Raw genomic sequence first — 25,768 nt, 5'->3', positions numbered from 1 at the left:
CTGCAACCCGCTCATAAGGCCACGCGAGACGCTTGCCAAGCTGGGGCTTGGCTGGTCGAAACGACGGGCGCGTACAGCGAAAACATGATGGTGGCTGTGGTGAACAGGATGAAGATGGCGTCATTCTGAACGAAAAAAATACTCTCCGTCAGATTCATCACCAGGATCATGATCGTCAGGACATTGAGCCAGAGCCAACCGTACTGCCCGTCATGACAATGAAGCATCGCGCCCTGGCGGATTGCATGGGGAAGCATCAGAGCAAACGGGATCATTCCCGCTATTCCGAAGCTCAACAAGATATCGCGATATCCATTATGCGCGTGGGGCGCGGCCCATCCGATCTTCGACCACATGTGTGTCGCTTCGGGGTTCGCGGTTGTCCAGAAAGCCTGGTAACCGTACCCAAGCATCCAACGATCGGATATTTCGCGATCAACCAGCTCCCACAATGGCACCCGGCCCGTCAAAGTCGCGTCCTTACCGAGCGCTTCAAGGGCCGGAACGAGGAATTCGTGAAGCGAAATCAGAATGCCGACCGCCAGCTGAACGAAAAACAGGACGATGACGACGCGGCCAATGCTGCTGCTTCTTTGAAGGAGGGAATAAAAGCCGATCAGGCAAAACGCGACTGACGTTGCGATGATTGCGGTCATCGATCCGGAGCTCGCAAGGCAGATGATACCCGCGGCCAACAAGATGAACGCTGTTCGCCGCAGGCCGAACGTCCCGTCGATCAGCACGGCGGTCGCCACCAAGATCATCAGCGCCGCGTACCAGCCCAGCACGTTCTTGTGAATGAAGACGCCCCGCATAGCACCATCCGGCATAGTGGCAAGGGCTGGTGACACCACAGAGATAACCACACTGAGGACGATACAGGTTCCCAGGGTTACAAATAGCAGGAACAGCAGCTGCCTCGGCGTGAAACGTATCGCCAGGACGTAGGAAAGAAGCACGCAAAACAAAAGGCCGATTGCGCGCCTCAAGGTCGTCGGCGGCGCTATTGACCACAGGGTAGACAAAAACGGCAAGGCAAGGATCAGGGGAACAATCAGATTTCGCCTGAGCGCCGTTAGAAACTGCGGAAAATTGCGTATCAGGATCACCGCTGTAAATACATATATAGGAATGCAGGGCAGACGCAGTATAGATCTGGCAGATTCGCTGAGCGCTCCGTCCGCATCTGCCAGGATCAGCGGCAGAAGCGCGCCTGCCTGAAATAAAAGGGATATGCCGGCGCCCCAGCATTCTATGATCCGCCAACTGATGGTTGGCCCGCTGGCAGTTCTAAGGCTATCTACTCTCATTATCCGTCCCGACTGATTTGAACAGACAAGCGGCTGTTGATCGCGGCAGATCAAAAACAGGTGTCGCCTTCGTGGCGCGCGCTGCTCTCAAGCAATCATCCAGCCCCATCCGCGGTCAACCTGTCCTAGTGAAGGGTGGGCTACGCCTAATGCACCCTCGCTCCACCAAAAGACGATGTTGGGCTTAATCTTCCAGCCGGTATTTACCCAAAAGACGGGCCTTCATGTCCGCCAATAGCCCTTAAGAGCAGATGTTGCGCTTGTCCGTTCATCGGTACCGTGGCGATGAATGTCTTATGAAGCGTGGTGGGGTAAGCCGCGGTTCCACTACAATGAGGCAACAATTCTGACAGAGACTTTCTCTGCAGTCGAAGCCTGGAAGGTTAGGATTGCTATGTTCCTGCGTCATGATCCTAGTTCTCTATGCAACACGACGGGCGCTCTACTCGTCGTGGCGTTGTCAGCGGCGATCTCAACGGCTCTGCGCGAGATGCGGTTCGGCCGACACCCTATTTTGAATATCACCATTACCGATGCTCCAAACCGCAATGGCTGCGGAAAGGTCGACCTCTTAAGCAACTTTGCGCTGCGCAGCGGTGCATCGTGGCAACCCGCCTGAGAGCGCGTCATGGAGCGGCCGGCCCTCAGTGTCCTCATCAATAATTACAACTACGCTCGCTTTGTCGGGCGAGCGATAGACAGCGTGTTGAGTCAAGACGCACGCAACGTCGAGATAATCGTCGTCGATGACGGCTCGACCGACCAGTCGCGGTCCGTGCTGCAAGCGTATGACAGCCGCGTAAAGGTGATCTTTCAGGAGAACGCAGGACAGGCGGCTGCGATCAATACCGCTGTCGGATCAAGCATGGGCGAGATCCTGTGCTTTCTGGATGCCGACGACTGGTGGGCGCCGGGCAAGCTGTCGGCGACGGCTGCAGCGTTCCGTGCCAATCCTCAAGCATCACTCGTCTATCATCGACTGCAGCCAACGCTTGTCGATGGCACGCCGACGTCCAAGCCGATCCCTCGAACCCTGTGTTCGGGCGCTTTGTCGTCGCTACTCGCCAGATCGGCTGGTTGGTGGCCTTTTCCGATGACGTCAGCCGTCGCGGTACGGCGGAGCGCATGGGATGCTGCGGGCAGCATTCCACACGAGTTCCGGATATCGGCCGATGCCTGGCTCGTGGGGATCTACCCGTTTCTGGGGGACGTGATTGCCATGCCGGATCCCCTTGGATTCTACCGCATCCACAATAACAACTGGTATCGCTCTGTCGAAGATGCCGCCACGCTCAGGAGACGGATGACGCACTGGCAGCATACCGTTGAAGCAACGAACCTGTTTCTCTCAGCCCATGACCTGCCGGCAAGACTGCATCTGAGGGACCACTATCCCTATCGCATCGCGTCGGCCAAGCTGCAGGGCGCCGATGCGCTCCGGCGGTTCAAACTTGCCATCGAAGGCCTCTTCTTTGCCGGCGAACCGAACCTGCTCAGGCGGACGCGCGACAGCCTGCGCTCGGCGCGTGGCCTGTCACGGCTCGGTCTGGACATCGGCTTGTCGGGGGTAGCGAAATGAAGGCGCTGCTGTTGGTTTCCGAACTGGAAGACTATACGATCTCCTTTGCCAGCGGCGTTGCTCAGCACCTCGATGTCGTGCTTGCCGTGCCGCGCCGGCGCTATGCACATCTCGCCTCCTCTTTCGACCCAGCTGTCGATCTGCACCTTCTGGACTGGCCGAGACACCGTTCTCTCTCCAATCCGTGGTTTCTGTATCAGCTTACGCGTCTGATCCGGCGCGAACAGCCGAACCTTATTCATCTCCTCAGCAATTCTACGCTTTGGCTGAACTTCGCCGTGCCGTTCTGGCGCCCGATCCCGCTTGTGACGACCATCCACGACGTCGAAATCCATCCAGGCGACTCCGATACGCGTACATTGCCCGGCTGGGCCCCGGAACTGATGGTGAAGCAATCCGGACACCTTGTCGTGCATGGCCAGGGACTGAAGCGGATGGTCCTCGATCGATATGCAAAATCGCCGGACTGCGTCCATGTTCTGTCGCATCCCTCCATTCTTCGCTATGCCGAGCTCGCCCGGCGACAGAAGATGGCGCCGCGCGAAGCGGATGGAACGATACGCGTCCTGCTGTTCGGGCGGATATTTGCCTATAAGGGCCTCGAGCATCTGGTCCGGGCCGAAGCAATGCTCAAGGACGCACTTCCCAACCTGCGCGTCACGGTCGCGGGCCGTGGCGACAATCCGGCGATATTCCTGCCGCTTATGGGGGATGTCGACCGCTACGACATTCGCAATCGTTTTATCGAGGATGCCGAGGTCGCCCAGCTTTTCCTGGACACCGACATCGTCGTGCTTCCCTATACGGAAGCATCCCAAAGCGGCGTGCTCAACCTTGCCGCCGCATTTGGCAAACCGGTCATCGTTACGGACGTCGGCGAGTTGCGGGAGACCGTTCAGCCCAACGGGCTGGGGATGGTGGTCCCTCCCGGGGATGCCAAAGAGCTCGCGGCAGCGATCAGGGCATTGGCAGAGGACGGCGAGCTCAGAAACAAGCTCGGCGCCAATGCGCTCGAATGGGCCAAAGGGCCGAATTCGCCTGAACGGGTCGGCGGTCAGGCCGCGGCAGTTTATCGGGAGGTGGTCGGGTCATGCTGATGGAAGCCCTTACAGACAGAAGCGGGCTGGCGGCACGCAGCGCTGCGAGCGTCCGCCACTATCTTCCGGGCGGCTGCGAGAACGGCGGCGGCATCGGCAGGCTCGTCGGCTATATAACAGAGACGGCGACAGAGACCGGCACGAAGCATTTCGTCACCGATACGAGAGGGGTTCGGTGGTCAAAATTGACATCGCCGGCGCGACTGGTCGGCGCCATCCTGACGATGGCAAAGGACCGGATCGTTGCGCCTGACCGCATTCACCATATCCATATCGCTGGCCGCGGCAGCACCTCCCGCAAACTGATCCTGACCGAAGCTGCCCGCCTGTTAGGGTGCTGCCACATATTGCACCTTCACGACTACGATTACGCCGGCGATTTCGCGCATCGCTCACCTGCTCAACAACGGCTCATACGTCGGATGTTTCAGAATGCCGACCGCGTCGTGGCGCTGGGCCAGCGCGATCGCGCAACGCTGATGACCCTTCTAGGTGTTGACGAGCGCCGCGCGGTCGTTGCCCATAATTGCGTCCCCGACCCCGGGACGCACATTATTCGCGGCGGCGGAACACCGTTGATCGTATTCCTCGGCCGGTTGAGCGAACGCAAGGGCGTCACGGAGCTTCTGTCAGCCCTGAGCCACCCGCTTATGAAAGAACTCCGGTGGCGGGCCGTACTGGCCGGCGATGGCCCTGTCGAGCATTATCGCCGTGTGGCTGACGCTATGGCGCTATCCGATCGGGTCGAAATGCCTGGCTGGCTTGACGCCGGTGAGGCGCGAGCCTTGTGTGGGCGTGCAGATATTCTGGTCTTGCCGTCGCACGCCGAAGGGCTGGCAATGGCCGTGCTCGAAGGACTGTCCCATGGGCTCGCCGTCGTCACCACGCGCGTTGGGGCGCATGACGAAGTCATTACCGATGGTGAGACCGGGATCTTCGTGCCGGTAGGAGACCAGAATGCCCTGGCCGCAGCTTTGGCAAAGCTCGTGTCTGATCCAGAATTATGCATCCGCCTCTCCGTCCAGGGACGCGCACATTATCTCAACCATTTCAGCATGATGGCCTATATGCGGTCGCTCGAAAATCTTTACGGAACCGTTTCCGCGAAACCTCAAGCATGGGTTGACGCACGATGACGATTTCCACTGTTCCGCCGGACCGCAACCTTCCGATCTCGTCGATGCGATATGATCCTCGCGCTCAGGTAGAGACCAAGGCGGATAACCTGGACCTCGCATCCGCCTTTCGTCTGCTCCGGCGAAGAATGGTCATGATCATTGCGATAACCGTGCTGCTGGTGGCGCCCGCGGCCATTACGATCTCCGGGATGAAGCCCGCCTATCAGGCCTGGGCCCGGTTGATTATCCACCAGCCTCTCGCAAAGACACTTGGTGAGGAGGATACCAGCAGCGGTGATATGCTTGATGCGAAAGCGGAAACTGAGCGGCTTCTATCCAGAAGTATTGCAGAGCGGGTCGTTCGCGAACTGCGGCTTAACCTGCGGCCGGAATTCAATCCAGCGCTGCGGGAGCCCTCATTCTTTGAGGGCATTCGGACAAAATTGCGCGGCCTGTTCGATCCGCGAAAACCCGCCGAGCCGGTGCGCGACGGCATCGACGCCGTCATCCCGGAATTTTTTAGGGCGCTCGGCGTCTGGCACGAAGATAAGAGTAACGTTATCCAGATCAGCTTCACCACGAATGACCCTCAACTCGCAGCCGCGGTTCCGAACCGTGTCATCAGCATCTACCTCGATGAGCGGAAGGGCGGTGTCCGCAGCCGCCTCGATTCAGCGGAAAAATGGATCCTGCAGCGCATCTCCGAACAGAAGGCTCGAGCGGATATTGCGCGCGAGGCTGCCCGCAACTATCAAGAATCGATGGACGTCGTCTCGAAAGAGGACGCTCAGGATGAACGGCTCAAATCACTTATAGAACTCACCGGCCGCGAAGGGAAAATTGAGGAAAGCCGGGTTGAGGTAAAGGCGGTGATATCGACGCTTGAGGCAGCGGATAACGCTTCGGTCGCTGTGCAGAACATTACCCTCCCGGACGACATTACCACAAAGCAACGTGATCTTCACGCACAGGAGGCAGATCTTGCCCGTCTGCTTGAGCTATACGACGGCAATGCCGAGGCCGTGGTGGATTTGCGCGGGAAGATCCAAAAATCCCGCGCCGATCTCAACCTGGCGACCAAGCAATATCTGCAAACAATGCGCGCCAAGCTCGCCGCACTTGACCATGAGGCTGCCGCAGTACAATCCGTCTTGGATGTCGCTCATGAAAAACGCGCACGCGACGCCCTGGTGCAGACGGAATTGACGCGACTGCAGCGGATAGCCGACAAGGAACAAACGGCGCTCGAAAAGTTTGAGGACCAGCGCCGTGACCTCGCCGGCAAGGCCAAGCTTCCCGCGGCCGAATTGGAAGTCTTATCACCGGCTTCGGTGCCCCTCGGATCGGAGGGACGTGGACGGCTTTTCTATCTGGTGAGCGCCCTTCTGGCTGCAATCTCGGCAGCCGTAACGGCTGCTTTCGTAATTGAAATGTGGGACCGGTCCGTCCGGAGTTTCGATCAAATAGCAGGGATGGCCCGCACGATACCGGCTGGGCTTATCCCGCGGCTGGCGCGGAAGGAAAATCCAAAGACGATTTTCGGACATGTGCAGGTCCCGATGTTTGACGAAGCAATCCGCACCGTGATCCTCACACTCAAACAGTCCAATGGGGGCAAGTTTCCGAACAGTATCGTCGTTACGTCGGCTCACAGCGGAGAAGGCAAGTCGCTTGTCGCAAGATCGCTGGCTATCGAACTCGCCGCCGCGGCAGTTCCGGTGCTGTTGGTCGACGGCGACCTTCGACGGGGAGAACTCGAGTCCTATTTCAAGTCGGGGCTACAGCAGGGATTGAACGAATTCCTGAATGGCCACGCCGATATCCGCGACATCGTCGACCACCATCCAAGCGGTATCGATTTCATTCCATCTGGCAAGTTCAGTCTTCAGCGGCGGGTCCGTTCGAATGGCCTGGCAGAAATCATCGAAATGGCGGGCGCGGCCGGCCGGATTGTCATCTTCGACAGCGCGCCTGTGCTCGCCTCGACAGACACCGTGCTTCTGACTGCGCTGGCGGAAAGAACACTGGCAGTCGTCAGATGGGGAAAGACGAGCCGCCGCGCGGTCGAGTTCAGCCTGCAACAAATGAAAAGCCCGCGAAATTCGGAAATCATTGTCGCGATCAACAGCGTAAATCCTAAACAGCACGCGCTGTATAATTTCAGTGACTCAGAGATGTTTTCGAGATCTTTGATGAAGTACTATAACTTCAAGGTATAAATACACCGCATATAAGATTCAAACTCCCATTTTCTCTGAAGTCGCACAACAATACATCATCACCTGCTTCTGCATTTGTATTCGAGTTGGAGAGCAATCATGGATACGGGAATGAAAAAGAACCGAAAAGTTGCGCTGATTACGGGTATAACAGGTCAGGACGGTGCGTATTTGGCCGAAATGCTGCTGGACAAGGGCTATATCGTCCACGGCCTCAAACGACGTTCGTCGTCGTTCAACACCAGTCGCATCGAGCATCTGTACGAGGACCCCCATGTCGACAACCCTCGCTTCATTTTGCATTTCGGGGACATGACCGATTCAACCAATCTCATCCGCGTCATACAGGAAACGCAGCCGGACGAGATCTATAATCTCGCCGCACAGAGCCACGTTCAAGTTTCGTTCGAGACACCGGAATATACTGCGAACGCGGATGGAACCGGCGCCCTGCGGCTGCTGGAAGCAATTCGCCTCCTTGGGTTGACCAAGAAGACCCGCTTCTATCAAGCGTCCACCTCGGAGCTCTACGGCAAAGTTCAGGAAGTTCCGCAGAGCGAAACGACACCTTTCTACCCTCGATCACCCTACGCGGCGGCCAAGCTCTATGCCTATTGGATTGTCGTCAATTATCGCGAGGCATATGGCATGCATGCCTCGAACGGGATTTTGTTCAATCATGAAAGCCCGCTCCGCGGCGAAACATTCGTGACGCGTAAAATCACCCGGGCGGCGGCTGCGATCCATCTTGGATTGCAGGACCGGCTCTATCTCGGCAATCTGGATGCGAAGCGCGACTGGGGACATGCGCGAGAATATGTCCGCGGCATGTGGCTGATGCTGCAACAGGACGAACCGGGGGACTATGTCCTTGCGACCGGCGAAACGCACTCGGTTCGTTCCTTTGTGGACAAGGCCTTTGCCAAGGTGGGCATGCCAATTGATTGGCGCGGGAGCGGGGTCGAGGAAAAAGGATACGATAAGACATCCGGTCAGTGTGTCGTGGAGATCGATCCAGCCTACTTCCGCCCGACTGAAGTTGATCTTCTGATTGGCGATCCGACGAAGGCGCACACGCAGCTTGGCTGGAAACATGAGACCAGTCTTGATCAGTTGGTTGCGGAGATGGTTCGCGAGGATCTGAAAGTCATGGCACGAAATGTTCCGTCGGTCGGTGCGACTAAAGGTTTTGCCTATGCCTGAGTAATCTACAGGCTTGCCGGAAAACGATTCACGTCGCGGGCCGCCGCGGCTGGCCGAGATGATTTGCCGGCAGATGACGATCGCCGCTGAACAGAGTCTTTATCCCTCGCTTATCGCGCCCGCTCCGTCATCGGCCCGGGCGATTTCTCATCCGGTTCGCCGGAGTGCGTCGCCAGCATGAAGGCCAAGCCCGCCAGACAGGCGACGAGGAAAATCGTGACGACGAATATCATCATCCGCCACGGCGGCTTTTCATTCTCGTAGCCCGCTCCCGAGGCGAAGGGGCCGCCTTTCCTCACCTCGCCACGGCGCGCCCCTTTGCGGCAGATCGACCCGCTCATCAAGCTTGTCCTTGAGATCGTCCAGCCGATCACGCAGAAGCGAAGCTTTCGTGCGTCTGATTTCCTCGGTCAGATCGACTATCCGGCCGCTGTCGTAGGGGATGCCGGGGCAGCTTCCGGTAACGGTCTCATTTCTCGGCCTGTCGTTTATGCCGGTCAATATTTTTGCTCGTCTGTCCATGACATTCTCCAATTCGGTTCGGAAAGCTTTCCTCGAAAGCGGACGCGCGTCTCATGGCCCGAACGACACGGAGGTAGCGAAGTTCCGGATTGATCCGGCACGTTTTGCCTCGAACGAAGGACTGGGAACATTGAACGACTCCATGTGTTGCTTTGCGTAGCAACGCAGGAATCGACGATGACCGCGCGAACAGCCGGACACGGCAGAGACAATGATGTGCTGATCAAAGCGAAGGCGGTTCCGCAACTCATCGATCCGGCCGCCGAGCCGTTCGTTACCGAAGTCGTTCAGGAGCTCGTCAAATCCCGCATCCCTTTCCTCGTCGCCGGTACCTACGCCGTCTGCGCCTATACCGGCATCTCGCGCCAGACGAAGGATTTCGACATATTCTGCAAGGCCGGCGACTATGCTCGCATCCTGGGTCACTTCAAATCGAAGGGTTACAGGGTCGAAGTCGAGGACGAGCGCTGGCTTGGAAAAGTGCTGAAGGGAAATCACTTCTTTGATGTGATCTTTGCTTCCTCGAACGGAACCATGCCAGTCGGCGACGACTGGTTCGACGATGCACGCAGGGTCGAAATGTGCGGTCACACGGTCAGAATCGTCAGCCCCACCGAACTCGTCTGGTCGAAATGTTTTGTCCAGCTGAGACACCGTTATGATGGCGCCGATGTCGCGCATGTCATCTTGAAGGCCCATGATGCCATCGATTGGCGCAAACTGCTCGCTTATCTCGAGGTGCATTGGGAGGTGCTTCTCATCCATGTCCTCAATTTCAGGTGGATCTACCCGACCGAGCGGGACAAGATTCCCCGGTGGCTGCTGGAGGAGCTTTTGGACCGCCTTAAGGCGCAGCAGGAACTGCCCCTGCCGCAAATGAAAATATGCCGAGGCCGGATGTATTCCCGCATCGATTTCGAGATCGACGTCAAGGAATGGGGCTTTGCCGATGTCGGCGGCGAGGGTGAACTGCGAGGCGATTAGGAGAAACGCGATGGATGATCAGCGAAAGAGCGTGACGGTTGCGGCGGTGGCCGACCTCCATGTGACGGAGGATGGGGCAAAATCCTATAAGGATCTGTTTGCCGAAATTTCCTCGGTCGCCGATGTCCTGGTCATTGCCGGTGATCTGACCGATCTCGGCAGGCCCAAGGAGGCCGAATTGCTTGCCAGCGATCTGCGCCATTGCACCGTGCCAACCGTCGCCGTCCTCGGCAATCACGATCACGAAAGCGGTCAGGTTGATGACGTCTGCAAAATTCTGACTGACGCCGGCGTCAAATTGCTGAACGGCCATGCAGCCGAGATCTCCGGTGTCGGTTTCGTTGGCGTCAAGGGATTTGCCGGCGGCTTCGGGCGCCATATGCTGGGTTCATTCGGCGAAGCCGCCATCAAGGCGATGGTCGCCGAAAGCGTCGGGGAATCGATGCGCCTGGAAAACGCCATGCGGCAGGTGCGTTCCGATCGCTCCCTGGTCGTGCTGCACTACGCCCCCATTGCCGAAACCGTGGCAGGCGAACCGTTGGAGATCTATCCCTTTCTCGGTTCTTCACGCCTTGCGGAAACCATCGACCGGTTTCGGGTCAATGCGGTCGTTCACGGCCATGCCCATCGCGGATCCTATGAGGGCCGCACACCGGGCGGCGCACCGGTCTACAACGTCGCCGCCCATGTCGAGAAGCCGACCGGGAGACCGTACGCTCTGCTCGAGCTTTGACCGCTTTCAAGCGAGGGCAGCGGCCAAACGTGCTGGCCGCGCCCGCATCGAAGATGGCGGATCCGGGCTCTTGGCCGCAACTGACAACGGTCCTCAGCAGGAACGCGGCGATCCGATCGCCGCGTCAAGGCGCTCAGTCACGCTCGACGAATTTGTTGAAGCGGCTTGTCTTTCCATCCTTGGTCTCATCCTGGTAGAGAAAGGCAAGCTTGTTTTTGTCGAAGATTCTGAAGAACTCGTCCCAGCCGATCTCGTCGAATTCTTCTTCCTTTTCTCCGAAATCGATGCGCAGGACGCCGCCTTTGCCGCCGGTCCGGATGGCCGCCGGCCTGCCCTTCCTGTCCTCCGCCCATTTGCGAATTTTTCTGTGGTCCGTCGTTGTCTCGGAACTGCTCATCGAAATCTCCATCGGTTGTCTTTTGTGGCGCAAACCGGCCCGCAACAGTCACAGCAGCGGTTGCCTTTGCTTCCACTCGCGATACGGTGCGAGCAGTCGACCGGGATAGCGCCGCTCGATCTCGCTTTCGGCCAAAGCAATGCGGGAGATAATCTCTTCTACCGCGTCGGCTTCCTCGGCAGTGTTGCTCGCTTTTTCCAGATCGTTCATGGTCCCGAACAGTTCGTCATCCGTCATTGTCTCCAGGCGGGAGGCGAGATCTTCGACCGGTTCGTTGACAAGCGAATTGCTGGACATGGGCGCGCCTCTTGCTGATGCCTGTCCAACTTCGCTCTTCACACTAAGTTCCGCTGCTGCACGTCGCAAATTGATCGCAGGATCCCGCTTTCGTTCAGCGCTCCACTTGAATCATCAAATGGTCCGCGATCCGCCGGACAGCGCGGAGACGTTCGATACCGCCTCAGGCGCGTGTCGGAAATCGATGCCGTGCTGACGGGCGCAGCGATGCGGTGCGTAGGAATACCGTGGCGGCTAACGAACCCGGGCCATCGGTGCCGCTGCTTCGGAACAACCACCTGCTTTCGGCTGTTTTCTCCTGGAGCGGAGGTGATCCCATGGATATGAACCGCCTGCGAGACCACATGGTGGAACACCATGTCGTGCGTCGCGGCATTCGCGATCAAAGCGTCATCAGGGCGATGCGCATAGTGCCGCGCGAGAAATTCGTCGATCCGGGCTTCGAGGAATTCGCCTATGAGGATGCGCCCTTGTCGATCGGCGAGGGTCAGACGATCTCGCAGCCTTTCATCGTCGCTCTGATGATCGAGAAGGCCCATCTGGGTGCGGGCGACAAGGTCCTCGAGGTCGGAACCGGTTCCGGCTACGCCTCGGCCCTCATCAGCCGGATCGCCAGGCACGTCTATACCATCGAACGCCATGAACGGCTGGCGCTTCAAGCCAGAGAACGGTTTGAAAAGCTGGGGTACCGCAATCTCGACGTCCGAGTGGGCGACGGCAGCAAGGGCTGGACGAACGCCGCTCCTTTCGACGCGATTATCGTTTCTGCTGGCGCACCCGAGGTGCCGGCCGGCCTGAAGGAGCAGCTGGATCTCGGTGGGCGGCTCATCATCCCGGTCGGCCGCAGCGACGAACAGCGCCTGAAACGCATCACGCGCACGGGGGCATCCACCTTCGAGGAGGAAGATCTGGGCGGCGTCCTTTTCGTCCCGCTGATCGGCGAGGATGCCTGGACTACCACCCATCCGATGTATACGGCGACAGCCCCGTCATCGCGCACAGAGGAAACATACAGCAAACTCATCTCGGCCGCGGCTGAAGAATTTTCCTCGATCGACGACAACAGCTTTGCCGCCCTTTTTGATCGTTTTGCCGACAGCCGCATCGTTTTGCTTGGTGAATCCACCCATGGCACCGCCGAATTTTATGAGACGCGGGCTACCATCAGCCGGCATCTTATCGATCATCACGGATTCAATCTCATTGCAGTCGAAGCGGATTGGCCGGATGCGGCCGCCATTGACCACTGGATAAATGGTCGGGCACCGGGAGACAGACAGCCGTTCGGCCGCTTTCCCAAGTGGATGTGGCGGAACCGGGAGTTTTCGCGGTTCATCGGCTGGATGAAGGAGGAAAACGAACGGCGCAAAGCGTCGCACAAGGATCCGGTGCGGTTTTACGGCCTGGATCTCTATAATATGTCCGGATCGATCCGCTCCGTCCTCGACTATCTCGAAAATGTCAGCCCGGAAACCGCAAAGATTGCCAGGGAACGCTATGGCTGCCTCAGTCCCTGGCAGAGCAATCCCGCGACCTATGGTCGGGCCGTGCTGACCGAAGCCTATCGATCATGCGAGGATGCGGTGCTGAAGCAATGCACGGAGCTTTTGACGCGATCGCTGGATAATGCGGCCTTAGATGACGATGATTTTCTAAACGCCGTCCAGTCCGCAAGACTGCTCGCCGCCGCCGAACGATATTATCGCATTATGTATTACGGCGGTGCCCAGGCCTGGAACCTGCGCGACACCTATATGGCCGACACCGTCGAGCATCTTCTCGACTTTCACGGACCAGCGGCAAAGATCATCATATGGGCTCACAACTCCCACATCGGCGACGCCCGCTACACGGATATGGCAACCGCCCGCGACGAACTGAGCCTCGGTCAGCTATGCCGGCAGCGCTTCAACGAGATGACAAGCCTCGTAGGTCTGGGAACACATTGCGGCGAGGTAATCGCCGCTGACGATTGGGACGGGCAGGCGGAGGCGAAACAGATGAACCCGTCGCTCCCGCAGAGCTGCGAGCGTTTATGTCACGACACGGCAAAGCCGCGATTTCTTCTCGACCTCAGGGCCGATGAGGAATTGCACGCAAGCCTGGTCGAACAGCGGCTTCAGCGCTTCATAGGGGTGATCTACAGGCCGGAAACCGAGCGGCTGAGCCACTACATGTCGGCATCGCTGTCGCGGCAATACGACGCCTTCCTCTGGTTCGATGAAACGCGCGCGCTTTCGCCTCTCATCGCTCGGCAGTCCGGTACGGGCGATCAGGAAACCTTCCCCTTCGGTTTCTAGAGCGAGGGGGAATCGATCGACGCGATAGAGCGGGAACTCTCTGCGCATCCGCAAGTTTGGTGGTTGATCGCCCCAGCAGATCCATGTGAAGCATCTTGTTATCGCCTGACGCGGAGGCGCCGCGAAATCAGGACCGGCGCACTGGTATGAAGCACGAACGAGGAGGCGGCAGACATGCCTGAATATGTCAGCTATTCCGCAGGCCCCGTCCCAGCCGGGTCGCTGATCGTCAAGCTCTATCGATCGGGAAACCAGATCAGGGGATATGTCAGCAAGGTCGCAGACACGGGCCAGGACGATACGATCTTTCCCGGCGAGGAAATGGAACCCGAAGCAGCCTTCAGGCTGGCTGAAACCCATCGCGACACCAACGGTGCCCCGATCTTCGTCGATCTTGTCGAAGACGTCGCGTGGGATCCGTCCTGGGGTCACCTCAGACCATAGCGTACCGAGCGATCATCAGCCCGTCGGCCTACCAAAGCTCTGTGCCGGACCACGACGACCCTGCGTCGCGGCGGCAAGCGACGATCCGCGCCATGCATTGTTCGGCGCAAACCCGCTCCCCATTCCTCTTCAGAAGGACAAGTCGAGCACCCTGCCCTCGAACAGACGGTCCCGGGAGCCTTCGAGATGTGCCTTCATCAGCCTTTGCGCATCGTCGGCCCGGCCATCGGCGATGGCCTTGTAGATGGCGTTATGCTCTTCGTAGACCTGTTCCAGCCCCTGGCGGGGGCCGAGCAAGGAGAGGCCGTGAAGATGCATGCCGACGGCGATATGCGCTTTCAATGCATCGATCGAGGCAGTGTAATAATGGTTGTTGGCAGCCTCGGTCACCGCGCGATGGAAGATGAAATCGGCATCGGTGCGGTGAAGCTGATGGCTGGTCGCCTCGCGCAGGTCCGCAAGGGCGCTGGCGATCTTCTGGATCGCCTGCTCATTGCGGCGCTTGGCGGCGAAATAGGCGGCGGCCGGCTCGATGGTCAGGCGGAATTCGTAGCAGCGCTGAATATCGGCAATGGTCTTAACAGGCGAATAGGCAAGCTGTGTCGTCGGTGAACCATGGGCGCTGACGAAGGTGCCGGCCCCCTGGCGGGCATAGACGATGCCCTGGTCGCGCAGGCGCGCCAGTGCATCGCGGACGATCGGCCGGGAAACACCGAGCATCGAGGCAAGTTCGTGTTCGCCGGGAAGGCGTGAATCCGGCGGATAGTTTCCGCCGCGGATCCGCTCGAGCAGCTGGTCGAAGACGCGATCGACCAGCTTGACGGCCTTGCCGCGTTCGGGCTTGCCCGGTGGGCCGGCTTCCGCGTTCAAAGATTCGCCATTCGCTTCAGTCACGTCATTCTCCCTGACGGTATTTTACTACGCCGCCTGATTCCGAAGAACCAGTCTTAGCAAACTATCGGAATTGCCGAAGCCCCCTGACTTGACGGCGCACCGAAAAGGCCGTCCGTCGGCGGCCGTCACATCGAACCAGGGAATGCCGGCCTCGATTTCGCCCTTCGGCGTGAGCACCTTCACGTCAAGGGCGTGGAGGATTGCCAGCGCCGTATCGCCACCGCCGACCATCAGCATATCGGGCCTCGTATCGTCGATCACCCTTTTGACACCGGCCGCAAAGTCACCGGCAACGAGCGCCGCATCGGCCGCCATGTCGCCGGTGCAGCGTAGCAGCACCGGCAGCGCCAGGCCCTCTCCGCATTCGATCTGCCCCATCGGCGCGTCCACCACCACGCGCAAGGCGCCGGAGGCTTCGAGCCGGTTCATCTGGGCGGCGGTGATCGGATCGCGCGAACCGAAGGCAAACAGCGTGCGCGGCGTCGGCGTAAATTCCGTCACCAGCCGCCGCCCGGTTTCGCCGAGCCGGCGGGCGAATGCCGCACCGAGGCCGCGCGCACCGACGCCAAGCGTCGTCAGCCAGACATGACCGGCGACGATCTGATCGAGATCGGTATCGTCCTCGGCATCGGCTACGACAACATTGTCCGCGCGGCTCTCGAACAGATCGGCAATCGGCAACGGCCTGTTGACGCCGCGGCCGACGACACAGCCCCGGTAGGTCAGGCGCTCCTGATCGGGAATGGCAGGCGCCACGAGGATATTCTTCAGGCCGAGCGCATCCGCAAGCGCCAGGCTTTCGGCCGCGACATTGCCCTTCAGCCGGGAGTCGATCTTCTTCATGACGACGTCAGGCTGCACGTCCTGAAACACCTTCGCCGCCGATCGGACCTTTTCGGCGGCATCGCGCTCGCCAAGGGCGCGCGAGGCGGTATTGACGACGACGACATCGCACCCGGTGGCGATCGCATCCTGCGCCGCTCCGACATCGACGGCGACCGCGACCGAGAGGCCGGCCGCAACGAAGGGGGTGCCGGTATCGAGCGCCCCCGTCAGATCGTCAGCGATGATCGCGGCCTTCAGCGTCATGCGATCTCACCCGTATTGACGGCGTGGCAGGCGACGAGGTGGCCGGGCTTGGCTTCCTTCCAGGCAGGAATGACCTTGCTGCAAACATCCATGGCGATCGGGCAGCGCGTGTGGAAACGGCAGCCGGAAGGCGGGTTCAGCGGGCTCGGCACGTCGCCCTGCAGGATCTGGCGCTGACGGGTGCGCTCATGCTCCGGATCGGTCTCCGGAACGGCCGACAACAGCGCCTTCGTATAGGGATGCAGCGGGTTGTCGAAGAGTTCCTCGCGGGTCGCGAGTTCGGCGAGCCGTCCGAGATACATGACGCCGACGCGAGTGCTGATGTGGCGCACCACGGCAAGGTCATGGGCGATGAAGAGATAGGTCAGGCCGTATTTCTCCTGCAGATCGAGCAGCAGGTTGATGATCTGCGCCTGGATCGACACGTCGAGCGCCGAGATCGCCTCGTCGCAGACGATGAATTTCGGCTGGCAGGCGAGCGCCCGGGCGATGACGACGCGCTGGCGCTGGCCGCCGGAAAGCTCATGCGGGTAGCGCTGGGCAAACCGTGTCGGCAGGCCGACATCGGTGAGCAGCGTCGCCACCCTCTCCTTGAGCTCGGCCTTGGTGCACAGCTTGTGAAAGAGGATCGGCTCGCCTATCGCCTCGCCCACCGTCATGCGCGGATTGAGCGTCGAATAGGGGTCCTGGAAGACGATCTGCAGATCGCGGCGGAACGGCCGCATCTGCTTTTCATCAAGCTTGGCGAGATCCTGGCCCTTGTAGACCACCTTGCCGCTGGTCGCCTTGTAGAGGTTGAGGATGGTGAAGCCGGTCGTCGATTTGCCGCAGCCGGATTCGCCGACGAGACTCAGCGTTTCGCCTTCCATGATGTCGAGATCGACATTGTCGAGCGCATAGACGGTTGCCGAGCGTTGGCCGAAAGCGCCGAGCTTGACGTGGAAATGCTTGACCAGGTTCTCGACCTTGAGCAGCGGTTGCGCAGCCATCACGCGGCCTCCTGCATTCTCTGGACGACGAAACAGGCGGCGCGATGATTGCTGCTGCCGCTCAAGGGTTCGAGTCGCGGCACTTTCTCGTGACAGATCGCCTCGACGAGCGGGCAGCGCGGCGCAAACGGACAGCCCTTCGGCCGGCGGCCGGGTTCCGGCGGCGTGCCGCCGATCGAGCTCAGCCGGCTTGCCGGCGGATCTGACAGTTTCGGGATCGAGGAGAGCAGGCCGCGCGTATAGGGATGGCTCGGCCGCGCATAGAGCTCGTCGACGGGGGCGTCCTCGACGACCGTGCCGGCGTAAAGCACGGCGACGCGATCGACGAGGCCGGCGATCAATGCCAGATCGTGGGTGATCCAGACGACGGACATTCCGAGCTTGGCGCGCAGATCCTTCACCAGATCGACGATCTGGGCCTGGATGGTGACGTCGAGCGCCGTCGTCGGCTCATCGGCGATCAGAAGCTTGGGATTACAGGCAAGGCCGATCGCGATCATCACGCGCTGGCGCATGCCGCCGGAAAGCTCGTGCGGAAAGGCCTGCAGCCGCTCTTCCGGGCCGGGAATACCGACGAGGCGCAGGAGTTCGACGGCGCGGGCGCGGGCCTCCGCCTTCTTCATTTTGCGGTGATAGATCAGCGGCTCACAGATCTGGTCGCCGACGCGCATGACGGGATTGAGCGAGGTCATCGGATCCTGGAAGACGAAGCCGATATCGCCGCCGCGCACCTTGCGCAGCTCGGCATTCGACATCGTCTGCAGGTCGCGGCCGGCGAAGGTGGCCGTTCCCTTGGCGACCTTGATCTTGTTCGGCAGAAGCCGCATCAGGCTCAGCATGGTGAGGCTTTTGCCGCAGCCGGATTCGCCGACGACGCCCAAGGTTTCGCCTTTGTCGACATGGAGATCGATGCCGTCGACGACGACGGCCGGGCCATTGCGGCCATCGATCTCGACGGTAAGCCCCCTGACATCGAGCAGGCGTTCTCTCTTTTGCGTGTCCATCATTTGCTGCCCCGCGGATTGAGCGCGTCGTTGAGGCCGTCGCCGAGGAAGCTGAAGGCAACCGAGGCAAGGCCGAGCACGGCCGCCGGAGCGGCGAGAAGATGCGGATAATGCTGCCAGACGCGAAGGCCGTCCGAGATCATGTTGCCCCAGCTCGGCGTCGGCGGATTGACCCCGACGCCGAGGAAGCTGAAGGCGCTTTCCAGCACCATCGCCGTGCCGAGACCGGCGCTGACCGAGACGATCAGCGGCCCGAGTGCATTCGGCACCACATAACGCTTGATGATGACCCAGTTCGAAAGCCCGAGTGCCTGGGCGGCGGTGATATAGGGCCGGCTGCGGATCGACAGCACCTGGGCGCGCACCAGGCGGGCATAGGGCGGCCAGGATATCAGCGCCATCGACCCGAAGACGAGAATGAAATCCACCCAGATCGTCTGGCGGTAGAAGGGATTGAGGGTCTCGAGGTAGCGCGCCTCCATCCAGCGGGTGATCGGCGATTTCAGCGAGGCGTTGATGACGACGACGAGCAGCAGGTTGGGCACCGACATCGTCACATCGGTCAGCCACATGATGGCGCGGTCGAAGGGATTGCCGAAGAAGCCGGCCACTGCGCCCAGCGTCAGGCCGATCAACACCGCGAAGAAGGTTACGATGACGGCAACGAGGAAAGCGGTCCGCGTGCCGAACACCACGCGGCTGAAGACGTCGCGGCCGAGGTCGTCGGTGCCGAACAGATGGCTCATCGACGGCAGCGCGTTGCGGGCATTGAGATCCTGGCTCAGATAGTCGTAAGGCGTGAGATAAGGTCCGAAGACCGCCGTGAAGGCGAGGATCAGGACGACGATGAGGCCAAAGATCGCGAGCTTGTTGCGACGCAGCCGATGCCACGCATCGCGCCACAGGTTGACCGGCGGTTCCTCGATGGTCTCGGTGGGGGAAAGAGGGATTGCGGACATGGTCAGCGGCTCCTTCTTGAATCATTGGCGCGGGGGTCGAGCAGCGGATAGAGCACGTCAACCAGCAGGTTCGACACCATCACCAGGAACGATCCGATCAGCGTGATCGCCAGGATGACGGGATAGTCGGAATTGATCAGCGCCTGCACCGTCAGGCGTCCGAGCCCCGGCAGACCGAAGACCAGTTCGACGAAGATCGCGCCGTTGACGATGGTGATCATGATCAGGCCGAGCTGCGTCACGACAGGCGTCAGCACCGGCCGCAGGATATGGCGCAGCGCCACGATGATCTCCGGCACGCCCTTGGCCCGGGCCGTGCGGACGAAATCCTCCGACAGCACTTCGATGACGGCGGCCCGGGTCTGGCGCACGATCAAAGCGATCGGCTGGAAGGACAGCACGAACAGCGGCAGCAGGATGCGGACATCGAGGATGCCGCCCCAGCCATAGGGCACGCTGGCACCCGGCAAGAGCACGATCAGGCCGACCATCAGCAGCGGCCCGGCGACATAGGCCGGGATCGCCCAGAGGAAGAGCGCCGAGCCGAGAATGGCGTAGTCCAGGCGGGAATTCTGGTTCAGCGCGGCGATCATGCCGAGCGGGATTGCGACGAGGGCCGTCAGAATGATGGAACAGAGGGCAAGCTGGAAGGAGACGGGTGCGGCGGCCGAGACCATCGCCCAGACCGCGCGGCCCGAAGTCAGCGAATTGCCGAACTGGCCGTGCAGTAGGTTCCAGATGTAAAGTCCGAACTGCTCGATGAAGGGCCTGTTGAGGCCGGCACTTTCACGGATGGCTTCGATGCGCTGCGGATTATAGGCGACGTCGCCCGGCGCGCGCAGGAAAATCAGCTTGATCGGATCGCCGGCGCCATAGAAGGCCAGCGCGTAAACGGCCAGCATCACCACCAGAACGGACGGAATCCAGATGGCAAACCGGGTTAGCACGTAGCGCAGCAAGGCCACCTCCCACCTGTTGTCGATGCGGTCCGTCCTCAAGCCAGGCAGATCGCATCTCTTCGTCTTGAAACTTGCGCGAAGGCCTTGCAGCCTTCGCGCGCTTATTGCCAGGAACGATAATTCCCAATCAGCCGATGGAGATGTTCCAGGGTTCGGCGATCTGCCAGTCGAGGTTCTTCTCGAGTCCCTTGACCTCCTTGGTGGCCCAGCGCGACATCGCCTGAGAATACCATGGAATGAAGGCCCAATCCTCGCGGAATGCCTTCTGGGCTTGCTGGGCGAGAGCAACGCGCTGCGGATCATCCGCAGCCTTGGTCGCCGCTTCGGCAAGGGCGCTGTCGACCTTGTCGTTCTTGTATCCGCCGAGCTTGTTCTGCGCGTTCGACGAGGTCGAGGCGATGCTGCCCGTGAGATAGGAAACGGCGTCCGGGACACGGGTGCCGACGTCGTCGCGGAAGATCTGGACCGAGTTTTGATCCGGACCGGAATAGGAGTCCTGCTGCGGCTTCATGTCGACGGCCGTGATGCCGAGGTTCTGGCGCCACTGCTCGGCGATGAACTGGGCGGCGGCCTGAATGGCCGGCGCCGAAATGCCGACGAACAGGATCTTCGGCAGGCGCTCGGGCCCGCCATAGCTCGATTCGGCAAGCAGCTTTTTGGCGGCTGCCGGATCATAGGGAAAGGGCTCGAAGCCGGAATTGTCGGCGCCGGGAACCGAATTGAGGATCTGGTCGGCCTTCCTGTGCGGCCCATCCGGGTAGGACGCCTTGAACAGACTGTCGCGATCGACCGCCATGATCAGCGCCTGGCGCACCTTCGGATCGTCCATCGGGGCGCGGGAGATGTTGAACCAGAAATGCTGGCTGGTCGGGATCAGCGGGCCGGCCGAGAATTCCGGGCCGAGATCCTGGATGATCGTCGAGGTGACGAGCTCGGTATGGGCGTTGAACTCGCCCGACTTGATCAGCGATGTTGCGGTGACATTGTCCTCGATCGAGGTGATGTCGATGCGGGCAAGCTTCGGCTTCTGCCCAAAGAAGTTCTCATTCGGCTCGAAGGTGATCTTGCCGGCATCGATATCGATGGCCGTCAGCTTGAAGGGGCCGGAGAAGACCGGCTTGTTCTCCGGCTTGTACCAGTCGATGATTTCCTCGCCGTCGCTGCCGCGCGACTGCGATGCCTTGGTGATCGGTGCGATGTGGTTGGCAAGGCGCATGAAGAAGATCGGATCGGCGGCAGCCAGCGTCACCACCACCGTCCCCTCGTCGGGCGTCGCGACGCCGGTCAGCTCGTTGCCGGAGCCGGCGGCGATTTCGGCGTAGCCTTTGACCTTGCTCAGCACCTGGTCGGCGCGCTGGCTCTTGGTGTTCGGCATCGAGGCGACTTCCCACGATCCCTTGACGTCGGCCGAGGTGATCTTGCTGCCGTCGGAGAAGACGGCCTTCGGGTCGATCTTGAAGGTCCAGACGGTGTTGTCGGCCGATTCCCAACTGGTAAAGACGTAGGGCTTGATATTGCCCTGACTGTCGAAATACATCGGCGAAGCCCACCAGATCGAGTTCCAGCGGAACGTTCTGCCGCCGCCGCGCAGCGGCGACCAGTCCTGGTCGAAGGCCGGATGGGCGACCTTCAGGACCTGGCCTTCGTCGGCGAGCACGATGCGGGCATTCATCCCGAATACGGTCAGCCCGACGCTGGCGGCAAGGCCGAGCTTCAGCGCGTTGCGGCGCGATAGATTGGTTTTATCCGATTGATCAAAAGACATGGCATTCCTCCCAGGTGAAATCGGCAGCGCTCTCCCCGCGCTGCCAAGCGCAGCACAATCCGTCGCCTATCGTTCTCTCGTTATTGTAAATATGTCAACAAAAAATCGCGATTTTCATTCGAGCAAAATTTATCTCTAAAAAAATAACAATAATTACAATAAGATAAATTTCCTGTTTCAGATCAAGCCATTTTGTCTTCTTGACAAAAGTGCCGCGATGGAAAAGTTCTTAGCACTCCATCGCAGACAGATGCATGACAATCGGGCGCAGTCGCGCGGTTCGGACACGGATCGCCAAGCCAGGACGCACCGAAGGAGGAGAAATGAGCCATCACAGGATCACCGGCGTCTTCAGCGCGGCCGCAACGCCGCTGACGGCTGACAACACGCCGGATTTCGCGCTTTTCACCGACCATTGCCGGCAGCTGCTGGCCGAGGGATGTCATGGCGTGGCCCTGCTCGGCACGACCGGTGAGGCCAATTCCTTCTCCTGTAGCGAGCGGCGCGCCATTCTGGAAGCGGCTGTGAAGGCCGGCATTCCGGCCGACAGGCTTTTGCCGGGCACCGGCGTCGTCGCCATTCCGGAGACCGTGGAACTGACACGGCACGCGTTGTCGCTCGGTGTCACCAAGGTGGTGATGCTGCCGCCCTTTTATTACAAGGGCGTCTCCGACGACGGCCTCTTCGCTGCCTATTCGCAAGTGCTGGAAAAGGTCGCCGACACCCGCCTGCGGGTCATCCTTTATCATATCCCGCAGGTTTCGGGCATTCCGCTGTCCATTCCGCTGATCGGCCGGCTGATTGCGGCATTCCCGGAAACCGTCGTCGGCATCAAGGAATCGGCCGGCGATTTCAATAACATGCAGGCCATCATCGCCGCTCATCCCGGCTTTTCTGTCCTCGCCGGCGCCGATCCGCTGCTGCTGCCGCTGATGAAGGCCGGCGGCGCCGGCTGCATCACCGCCACCTCCAATCTGGTGGCGGATTCGCTCCGCACCGTTTACGACCATTTTCATGACGAGGCGCGCGCCGCCGATGTCGAGGCGGCGCAGGCGCGCATCAACGCCTATCGCACGCTTTCCAACTCCTACGTCCAGATCCCGACCATCAAGGCAATGGTGGGGCTGAAGACCGGCAATCCCGCCTGGAAGCGCACGCGCGCGCCGCTGATGCCGCTCACCGAGGCGGATCATGCCGCACTCGCCGACAGCTACGCCAAACTGCCTTGAGGAGATTCGCCATGACATTTACCGGCCTGCCTCCGGAAGCCGTGCCCGCTCTGATGACCGGGACCGTCACCCCTCACCCCTCTGTCGCAGGCCGCGCCGATGCCTACCTGCCCTCGCCCTGCATCCAGAACCATGCAGCAAATCTCGCCTTTCTGCCGGACGGGACGCTGACCTGCGTCTGGTTCGGCGGCACGATGGAGGGCATGGGCGACATTTCGATTTACATGTCGCGGCTGGCGCCGGGCTCCGATCGCTGGTCGGCAGCGGAAAAGATGAGCGACGATCCTGAGAAATCCGAGCAGAACCCATTGATATTCAACGCTCCGGACGGAAAGATATGGCTGCTCTACACATCGCAGACCTCCGGCAACCAGGATGGCTCGATTGTCAAATGCCGGATATCCGATGACGGCGGCAAGACATTCGGCCCGGTCCAAATCCTCTGCGACAGCCCCGGTACCTTCGTCCGCCAACCGATCGTCGTCAACGACCGCGGCGACTGGCTGCTGCCGATCTTCCGCTGCGTCGGCCTTGAGGGCCAACGCTGGAGTGGCGACGCCGATACGGCAGCGGTGCTGATCTCGCGCGACGGCGGCGCGAACTGGCAAAGGGTCGATGTTCCAGACAGCATCGGCGCCGTGCACATGAACATCCTGCCGCTCGGCGGCGACGAGATGGTCGCCTTCTACCGCAATCGTTTCGCCGAAACTATACTTTCCAGCCGATCGGCGGACGGCGGCGAAAGCTGGAGCCCGCCCGTGCCGACCGAACTGCCGAACAACAACTCCTCAATCCAGGCCACCGTTCTGGATAATGGAATGATTGCAATGGTTTACAACCATTCGAATGCGACCATGTCGGATGCGCGGCGTCAGTCTCTCTACGACGAAATCGAGGGTGACGCGGCTGGAGAGAGCGCTGCGATCGTTGCCGATGCGGGCCGCAAGGCGGTCTGGGGTGTTCCCCGCGCGCCCCTTAGCCTGGCGATATCGAGGGATGGCGGCAGGGCCTTTCCGCAGCGCATCGATCTCGATACCGGCGACGGCTTCTGCCTCAGCAACAATTCGAAGGATTCGCTGAACCGCGAATTCTCCTACCCCTCGGTCATCCAGGGCAGCGATGGCACGCTCCATGTCGCCTACACCTATTACCGGCGCGCCATCAAATATGTGAGGCTCGCCCCACAAGTGCTGCCGTAAGCAAGCTGCCGGCCTAGAAATTGTAAAATCGGCTTTTCGATTCCGCGTGAGAGGATGCGGGGCACCAGGCGATCGGGCGGCCCGCGCCGGGATTTGACAACAATTTTGGCTCTCCGCCACCGGCACGATGGCGGCTCATCTTTCAACTGCCGCCTCATCATAAATATACCAAGTATTTGTTTTTCAATCCTATATTCACACGACTTGATCGCCTGGAACGGCATGCTCGGCGATAAAATTTTCCCCGGCGAGGAATGCCGGCTTGACATTGATCTTACAACTTTACAATAAATGGGGTGACACTATCGCCGCAAGATCTTGCAGGAGGACTGGTTCATGGCCAGCTTGGATTCGCCAATCACCATCGTTCGGCCGCACCTGATCGAATTCGGCATCGGCACGGCGGCAAAGCTCGGCAAATGGGCTGCCGAAAAGGGTTTCAGGCGCACGCTCATCATCTCCGACGCTTTCAATGCCGCGCGCATCGACCTGCTGCAACTAAAGGGCGAGGTGACGGTCTTTGCCGAAGTGACGCCCGAGCCGGATACGGCCAACCTCGAAAAAGTCCTGGCGGCGGCGAACGGCGCCGACGCCGAGCTGATCGTCGGCTTCGGCGGCGGCAGCGCCATGGATCTGGCAAAGCTTGCCGCCGTTCTTGCCGGCTCGGCGCAGACGCTGCATGACGTCGTCGGCCCGAACAAGGTGCATGGGCCGCGCAAGGCAGCACTCGCCCAGGTGCCGACGACATCGGGCACCGGCAGCGAGGCCGGCATCCGCGCGCTCGTCACCGATCCGAAGACGATGGCGAAGCTTGCCGTCGAAAGCCTGCACATGCTGGCCGACATCGCCGTCATCGATCCGGCCCTGACCTTCAGCGTGCCGGCCCGCACCACGGCCGCCACCGGCATCGACGCCATGGCACATTGCGTCGAGGCCTTCACCAACCGCAAGGCTCATCCGATGGTCGACATCTATGCGATCGAGGGAACGCGGCTGGTCGGCAAATATCTCGCCCGCGCCGTCAGGGACGGCAACGATGCCGAAGCGCGCGCCGGCCTGTCGCTCGCCTCGCTTTACGGCGGCTTCTGCCTCGGTCCGGTCAACACCGCCGGCGGCCATGCGCTCGCCTATCCGCTCGGCACGCGCTGGCATGTGGCGCATGGCGCGGCGAATGCGCTGATCTTCCCGCATGTTCTCGCCTTCAACACGCCGTCTGTGCCTGAGAAGACGAAAGCGGTGATGGCAGCGCTTGGGCGTCAAACCTCGGACAACACGACATCCGTCTTCGATGCGGCCTACGCTTTCTGCGCCGAACTCGGCATCGAGATGAAACTGTCAGGCCTCGGTGTACCGGAAAGCGATCTCGACGCCATGGCCGACGACGCTTTTGCCATCCGGCGCCTGCTCGACAACAATCCGCGCGATCTCACCCGCGCCGACATTCGTTCGATTTACGCAGCCGCCTTTTAGGCGGCACG

24 protein-coding genes are annotated in these 25,768 nt (G+C 60.3%); 13 read left to right on the top strand and 11 right to left on the bottom strand.

The genetic code is table 11. The features are described from left to right. Positions 1 to 11 precede the first annotated feature (11 nt). The gene (locus K6M89_RS23115) at positions 12 to 1,310 is read right to left on the bottom strand and encodes an O-antigen ligase family protein (RefSeq protein ID WP_097583701.1); all 1,299 of its coding nucleotides are present in this window, start codon (positions 1,308 to 1,310) and stop codon (positions 12 to 14) included. A 289-nt stretch (positions 1,311 to 1,599) separates the two neighbouring features. On the opposite strand from K6M89_RS23115, the gene K6M89_RS23110 reads away from it, so the two are divergent. From K6M89_RS23110 to gmd, 6 genes are all read left to right on the top strand, one after another. Further along, the gene (locus K6M89_RS23110) at positions 1,600 to 1,929 is read left to right on the top strand and encodes a hypothetical protein (RefSeq protein WP_246642626.1); all 330 of its coding nucleotides are present in this window, start codon (positions 1,600 to 1,602) and stop codon (positions 1,927 to 1,929) included. A 9-nt stretch (positions 1,930 to 1,938) separates the two neighbouring features. Then, positions 1,939 to 2,889 carry a glycosyltransferase family 2 protein gene (locus tag K6M89_RS23105; RefSeq protein WP_097583699.1) on the top strand — a complete coding sequence of 317 codons (951 nt, stop codon included), beginning with the start codon at positions 1,939 to 1,941 and terminating at the stop codon, positions 2,887 to 2,889. Continuing rightward, the gene (locus K6M89_RS23100) at positions 2,886 to 3,986 is read left to right on the top strand and encodes a glycosyltransferase family 4 protein (RefSeq protein WP_222141122.1); all 1,101 of its coding nucleotides are present in this window, start codon (positions 2,886 to 2,888) and stop codon (positions 3,984 to 3,986) included. Before K6M89_RS23105 ends, K6M89_RS23100 begins: the two co-directional genes overlap by 4 nt. Further along, complete coding sequence (locus tag K6M89_RS23095) at positions 3,980 to 5,122, top strand: glycosyltransferase family 4 protein (RefSeq protein WP_097583695.1); 1,143 nt, start codon at positions 3,980 to 3,982, stop codon at positions 5,120 to 5,122. Before K6M89_RS23100 ends, K6M89_RS23095 begins: the two co-directional genes overlap by 7 nt. Beyond that, positions 5,119 to 7,323 carry a GumC family protein gene (locus tag K6M89_RS23090; protein WP_222141121.1) on the top strand — a complete coding sequence of 735 codons (2,205 nt, stop codon included), beginning with the start codon at positions 5,119 to 5,121 and terminating at the stop codon, positions 7,321 to 7,323. The genes K6M89_RS23095 and K6M89_RS23090 overlap by 4 nt, the downstream gene beginning before the upstream one ends. Positions 7,324 to 7,422: 99 nt before the next feature. Beyond that, on the top strand, positions 7,423 to 8,526 hold the full coding sequence (gene gmd, locus K6M89_RS23085) for a GDP-mannose 4,6-dehydratase (RefSeq protein ID WP_097583692.1): 1,104 nt from the start codon (positions 7,423 to 7,425) through the stop codon (positions 8,524 to 8,526). Between the two features lie 110 nt (positions 8,527 to 8,636). On the opposite strand, the gene K6M89_RS23080 is transcribed toward gmd, so the two are convergent. Further along, positions 8,637 to 8,867, bottom strand: a complete 231-nt coding sequence (locus K6M89_RS23080; protein ID WP_222141120.1) for a hypothetical protein — start codon at positions 8,865 to 8,867, stop codon at positions 8,637 to 8,639. Between the two features lie 358 nt (positions 8,868 to 9,225). Here K6M89_RS23080 and K6M89_RS23075 point away from each other — a divergent pair, with 358 nt between their 5' ends. Together K6M89_RS23075 and K6M89_RS23070 are read left to right on the top strand one after the other, a co-directional pair. Further along, complete coding sequence (locus tag K6M89_RS23075) at positions 9,226 to 10,032, top strand: nucleotidyltransferase family protein (protein WP_222141119.1); 807 nt, start codon at positions 9,226 to 9,228, stop codon at positions 10,030 to 10,032. 10 nt (positions 10,033 to 10,042) lie between these two features. After that, positions 10,043 to 10,765 (top strand): metallophosphoesterase family protein, encoded by a 723-nt coding sequence (locus tag K6M89_RS23070; protein ID WP_222141118.1) that lies wholly within the window; start codon positions 10,043 to 10,045, stop codon positions 10,763 to 10,765. Positions 10,766 to 10,898: 133 nt separating this feature from the next. Here the strand turns inward: K6M89_RS23070 and K6M89_RS23065 are convergent, their stop codons facing one another. Together K6M89_RS23065 and K6M89_RS23060 are read right to left on the bottom strand one after the other, a co-directional pair. Next, positions 10,899 to 11,162: a hypothetical protein gene (locus K6M89_RS23065; RefSeq protein ID WP_097583731.1), complete on the bottom strand. Its 264-nt coding sequence runs from the start codon at positions 11,160 to 11,162 to the stop codon at positions 10,899 to 10,901. 48 nt (positions 11,163 to 11,210) lie between these two features. Beyond that, the gene (locus tag K6M89_RS23060; RefSeq protein ID WP_222141117.1) at positions 11,211 to 11,459 is read right to left on the bottom strand and encodes a hypothetical protein; all 249 of its coding nucleotides are present in this window, start codon (positions 11,457 to 11,459) and stop codon (positions 11,211 to 11,213) included. Positions 11,460 to 11,776: 317 nt separating this feature from the next. On the opposite strand from K6M89_RS23060, the gene K6M89_RS23055 reads away from it, so the two are divergent. Together K6M89_RS23055 and K6M89_RS23050 are read left to right on the top strand one after the other, a co-directional pair. After that, positions 11,777 to 13,759, top strand: a complete 1,983-nt coding sequence (locus K6M89_RS23055; RefSeq protein WP_222141116.1) for a protein-L-isoaspartate(D-aspartate) O-methyltransferase — start codon at positions 11,777 to 11,779, stop codon at positions 13,757 to 13,759. Positions 13,760 to 13,933: 174 nt separating this feature from the next. Then, on the top strand, positions 13,934 to 14,203 hold the full coding sequence (locus K6M89_RS23050) for a hypothetical protein (protein ID WP_222141115.1): 270 nt from the start codon (positions 13,934 to 13,936) through the stop codon (positions 14,201 to 14,203). Positions 14,204 to 14,332: 129 nt separating this feature from the next. Here K6M89_RS23050 and K6M89_RS23045 read toward each other — a convergent pair whose 3' ends face one another. From K6M89_RS23045 to K6M89_RS23015, 7 genes are all read right to left on the bottom strand, one after another. Further along, on the bottom strand, positions 14,333 to 15,097 hold the full coding sequence (locus K6M89_RS23045; protein ID WP_011427504.1) for a FadR/GntR family transcriptional regulator: 765 nt from the start codon (positions 15,095 to 15,097) through the stop codon (positions 14,333 to 14,335). A 24-nt stretch (positions 15,098 to 15,121) separates the two neighbouring features. Then, the gene (locus tag K6M89_RS23040) at positions 15,122 to 16,186 is read right to left on the bottom strand and encodes a four-carbon acid sugar kinase family protein (protein WP_097583676.1); all 1,065 of its coding nucleotides are present in this window, start codon (positions 16,184 to 16,186) and stop codon (positions 15,122 to 15,124) included. Further along, positions 16,183 to 17,175, bottom strand: a complete 993-nt coding sequence (locus tag K6M89_RS23035; RefSeq protein WP_097583674.1) for an ABC transporter ATP-binding protein — start codon at positions 17,173 to 17,175, stop codon at positions 16,183 to 16,185. Before K6M89_RS23035 ends, K6M89_RS23040 begins: the two co-directional genes overlap by 4 nt. Continuing rightward, positions 17,175 to 18,182, bottom strand: a complete 1,008-nt coding sequence (locus K6M89_RS23030) for an ABC transporter ATP-binding protein (RefSeq protein ID WP_222141114.1) — start codon at positions 18,180 to 18,182, stop codon at positions 17,175 to 17,177. Before K6M89_RS23030 ends, K6M89_RS23035 begins: the two co-directional genes overlap by 1 nt. After that, positions 18,179 to 19,138 (bottom strand): ABC transporter permease, encoded by a 960-nt coding sequence (locus tag K6M89_RS23025; protein ID WP_222141113.1) that lies wholly within the window; start codon positions 19,136 to 19,138, stop codon positions 18,179 to 18,181. Before K6M89_RS23025 ends, K6M89_RS23030 begins: the two co-directional genes overlap by 4 nt. A gap of 2 nt (positions 19,139 to 19,140) precedes the next feature. Continuing rightward, positions 19,141 to 20,097: an ABC transporter permease gene (locus K6M89_RS23020; RefSeq protein WP_097583729.1), complete on the bottom strand. Its 957-nt coding sequence runs from the start codon at positions 20,095 to 20,097 to the stop codon at positions 19,141 to 19,143. Positions 20,098 to 20,224: 127 nt separating this feature from the next. Next, entirely contained in the window at positions 20,225 to 21,862 is a 1,638-nt protein-coding gene (locus K6M89_RS23015) for an ABC transporter substrate-binding protein (protein ID WP_222141112.1), read from the bottom strand. A 323-nt stretch (positions 21,863 to 22,185) separates the two neighbouring features. Between K6M89_RS23015 and K6M89_RS23010 the strand changes: the two genes are divergently transcribed. From K6M89_RS23010 to K6M89_RS23000, 3 genes are all read left to right on the top strand, one after another. Further along, positions 22,186 to 23,091, top strand: a complete 906-nt coding sequence (locus K6M89_RS23010) for a dihydrodipicolinate synthase family protein (protein ID WP_222141111.1) — start codon at positions 22,186 to 22,188, stop codon at positions 23,089 to 23,091. 11 nt (positions 23,092 to 23,102) lie between these two features. Further along, positions 23,103 to 24,290: a sialidase family protein gene (locus K6M89_RS23005; RefSeq protein WP_222141110.1), complete on the top strand. Its 1,188-nt coding sequence runs from the start codon at positions 23,103 to 23,105 to the stop codon at positions 24,288 to 24,290. Positions 24,291 to 24,626: 336 nt separating this feature from the next. Further along, on the top strand, positions 24,627 to 25,760 hold the full coding sequence (locus K6M89_RS23000; protein WP_222141109.1) for an iron-containing alcohol dehydrogenase: 1,134 nt from the start codon (positions 24,627 to 24,629) through the stop codon (positions 25,758 to 25,760). The last annotated feature ends 8 nt before the right edge of the window (positions 25,761 to 25,768 follow it).

The sequence above is a fragment of the Rhizobium croatiense genome (assembly GCF_019793465.1).
GTDB lineage: Bacteria > Pseudomonadota > Alphaproteobacteria > Rhizobiales > Rhizobiaceae > Rhizobium > Rhizobium croatiense.
Note: the sequence above shows the minus strand (reverse complement) of the source record. Positions and strands in the feature narration are given on the sequence as shown.

What these genes read in the sequence shown, in the direction of transcription:
- K6M89_RS23115 (WP_097583701.1), bottom strand. Translation starts at nt 1,310, where the DNA reads ATGAGAGTAGATAGCCTTAGAACTGCCAGCGGGCCAACCATCAGTTGG.
- K6M89_RS23110 (WP_246642626.1), top strand. Translation starts at nt 1,600, where the DNA reads ATGTCTTATGAAGCGTGGTGGGGTAAGCCGCGGTTCCACTACAATGAG.
- K6M89_RS23105 (WP_097583699.1), top strand. Translation starts at nt 1,939, where the DNA reads ATGGAGCGGCCGGCCCTCAGTGTCCTCATCAATAATTACAACTACGCT.
- K6M89_RS23100 (WP_222141122.1), top strand. Translation starts at nt 2,886, where the DNA reads ATGAAGGCGCTGCTGTTGGTTTCCGAACTGGAAGACTATACGATCTCC.
- K6M89_RS23095 (WP_097583695.1), top strand. Translation starts at nt 3,980, where the DNA reads ATGCTGATGGAAGCCCTTACAGACAGAAGCGGGCTGGCGGCACGCAGC.
- K6M89_RS23090 (WP_222141121.1), top strand. Translation starts at nt 5,119, where the DNA reads ATGACGATTTCCACTGTTCCGCCGGACCGCAACCTTCCGATCTCGTCG.
- gmd (WP_097583692.1), top strand. Translation starts at nt 7,423, where the DNA reads ATGGATACGGGAATGAAAAAGAACCGAAAAGTTGCGCTGATTACGGGT.
- K6M89_RS23080 (WP_222141120.1), bottom strand. Translation starts at nt 8,867, where the DNA reads ATGAGCGGGTCGATCTGCCGCAAAGGGGCGCGCCGTGGCGAGGTGAGG.
- K6M89_RS23075 (WP_222141119.1), top strand. Translation starts at nt 9,226, where the DNA reads ATGACCGCGCGAACAGCCGGACACGGCAGAGACAATGATGTGCTGATC.
- K6M89_RS23070 (WP_222141118.1), top strand. Translation starts at nt 10,043, where the DNA reads ATGGATGATCAGCGAAAGAGCGTGACGGTTGCGGCGGTGGCCGACCTC.
- K6M89_RS23065 (WP_097583731.1), bottom strand. Translation starts at nt 11,162, where the DNA reads ATGAGCAGTTCCGAGACAACGACGGACCACAGAAAAATTCGCAAATGG.
- K6M89_RS23060 (WP_222141117.1), bottom strand. Translation starts at nt 11,459, where the DNA reads ATGTCCAGCAATTCGCTTGTCAACGAACCGGTCGAAGATCTCGCCTCC.
- K6M89_RS23055 (WP_222141116.1), top strand. Translation starts at nt 11,777, where the DNA reads ATGGATATGAACCGCCTGCGAGACCACATGGTGGAACACCATGTCGTG.
- K6M89_RS23050 (WP_222141115.1), top strand. Translation starts at nt 13,934, where the DNA reads ATGCCTGAATATGTCAGCTATTCCGCAGGCCCCGTCCCAGCCGGGTCG.
- K6M89_RS23040 (WP_097583676.1), bottom strand. Translation starts at nt 16,186, where the DNA reads ATGACGCTGAAGGCCGCGATCATCGCTGACGATCTGACGGGGGCGCTC.
- K6M89_RS23035 (WP_097583674.1), bottom strand. Translation starts at nt 17,175, where the DNA reads ATGGCTGCGCAACCGCTGCTCAAGGTCGAGAACCTGGTCAAGCATTTC.
- K6M89_RS23030 (WP_222141114.1), bottom strand. Translation starts at nt 18,182, where the DNA reads ATGATGGACACGCAAAAGAGAGAACGCCTGCTCGATGTCAGGGGGCTT.
- K6M89_RS23025 (WP_222141113.1), bottom strand. Translation starts at nt 19,138, where the DNA reads ATGTCCGCAATCCCTCTTTCCCCCACCGAGACCATCGAGGAACCGCCG.
- K6M89_RS23015 (WP_222141112.1), bottom strand. Translation starts at nt 21,862, where the DNA reads ATGTCTTTTGATCAATCGGATAAAACCAATCTATCGCGCCGCAACGCG.
- K6M89_RS23010 (WP_222141111.1), top strand. Translation starts at nt 22,186, where the DNA reads ATGAGCCATCACAGGATCACCGGCGTCTTCAGCGCGGCCGCAACGCCG.
- K6M89_RS23005 (WP_222141110.1), top strand. Translation starts at nt 23,103, where the DNA reads ATGACATTTACCGGCCTGCCTCCGGAAGCCGTGCCCGCTCTGATGACC.
- K6M89_RS23000 (WP_222141109.1), top strand. Translation starts at nt 24,627, where the DNA reads ATGGCCAGCTTGGATTCGCCAATCACCATCGTTCGGCCGCACCTGATC.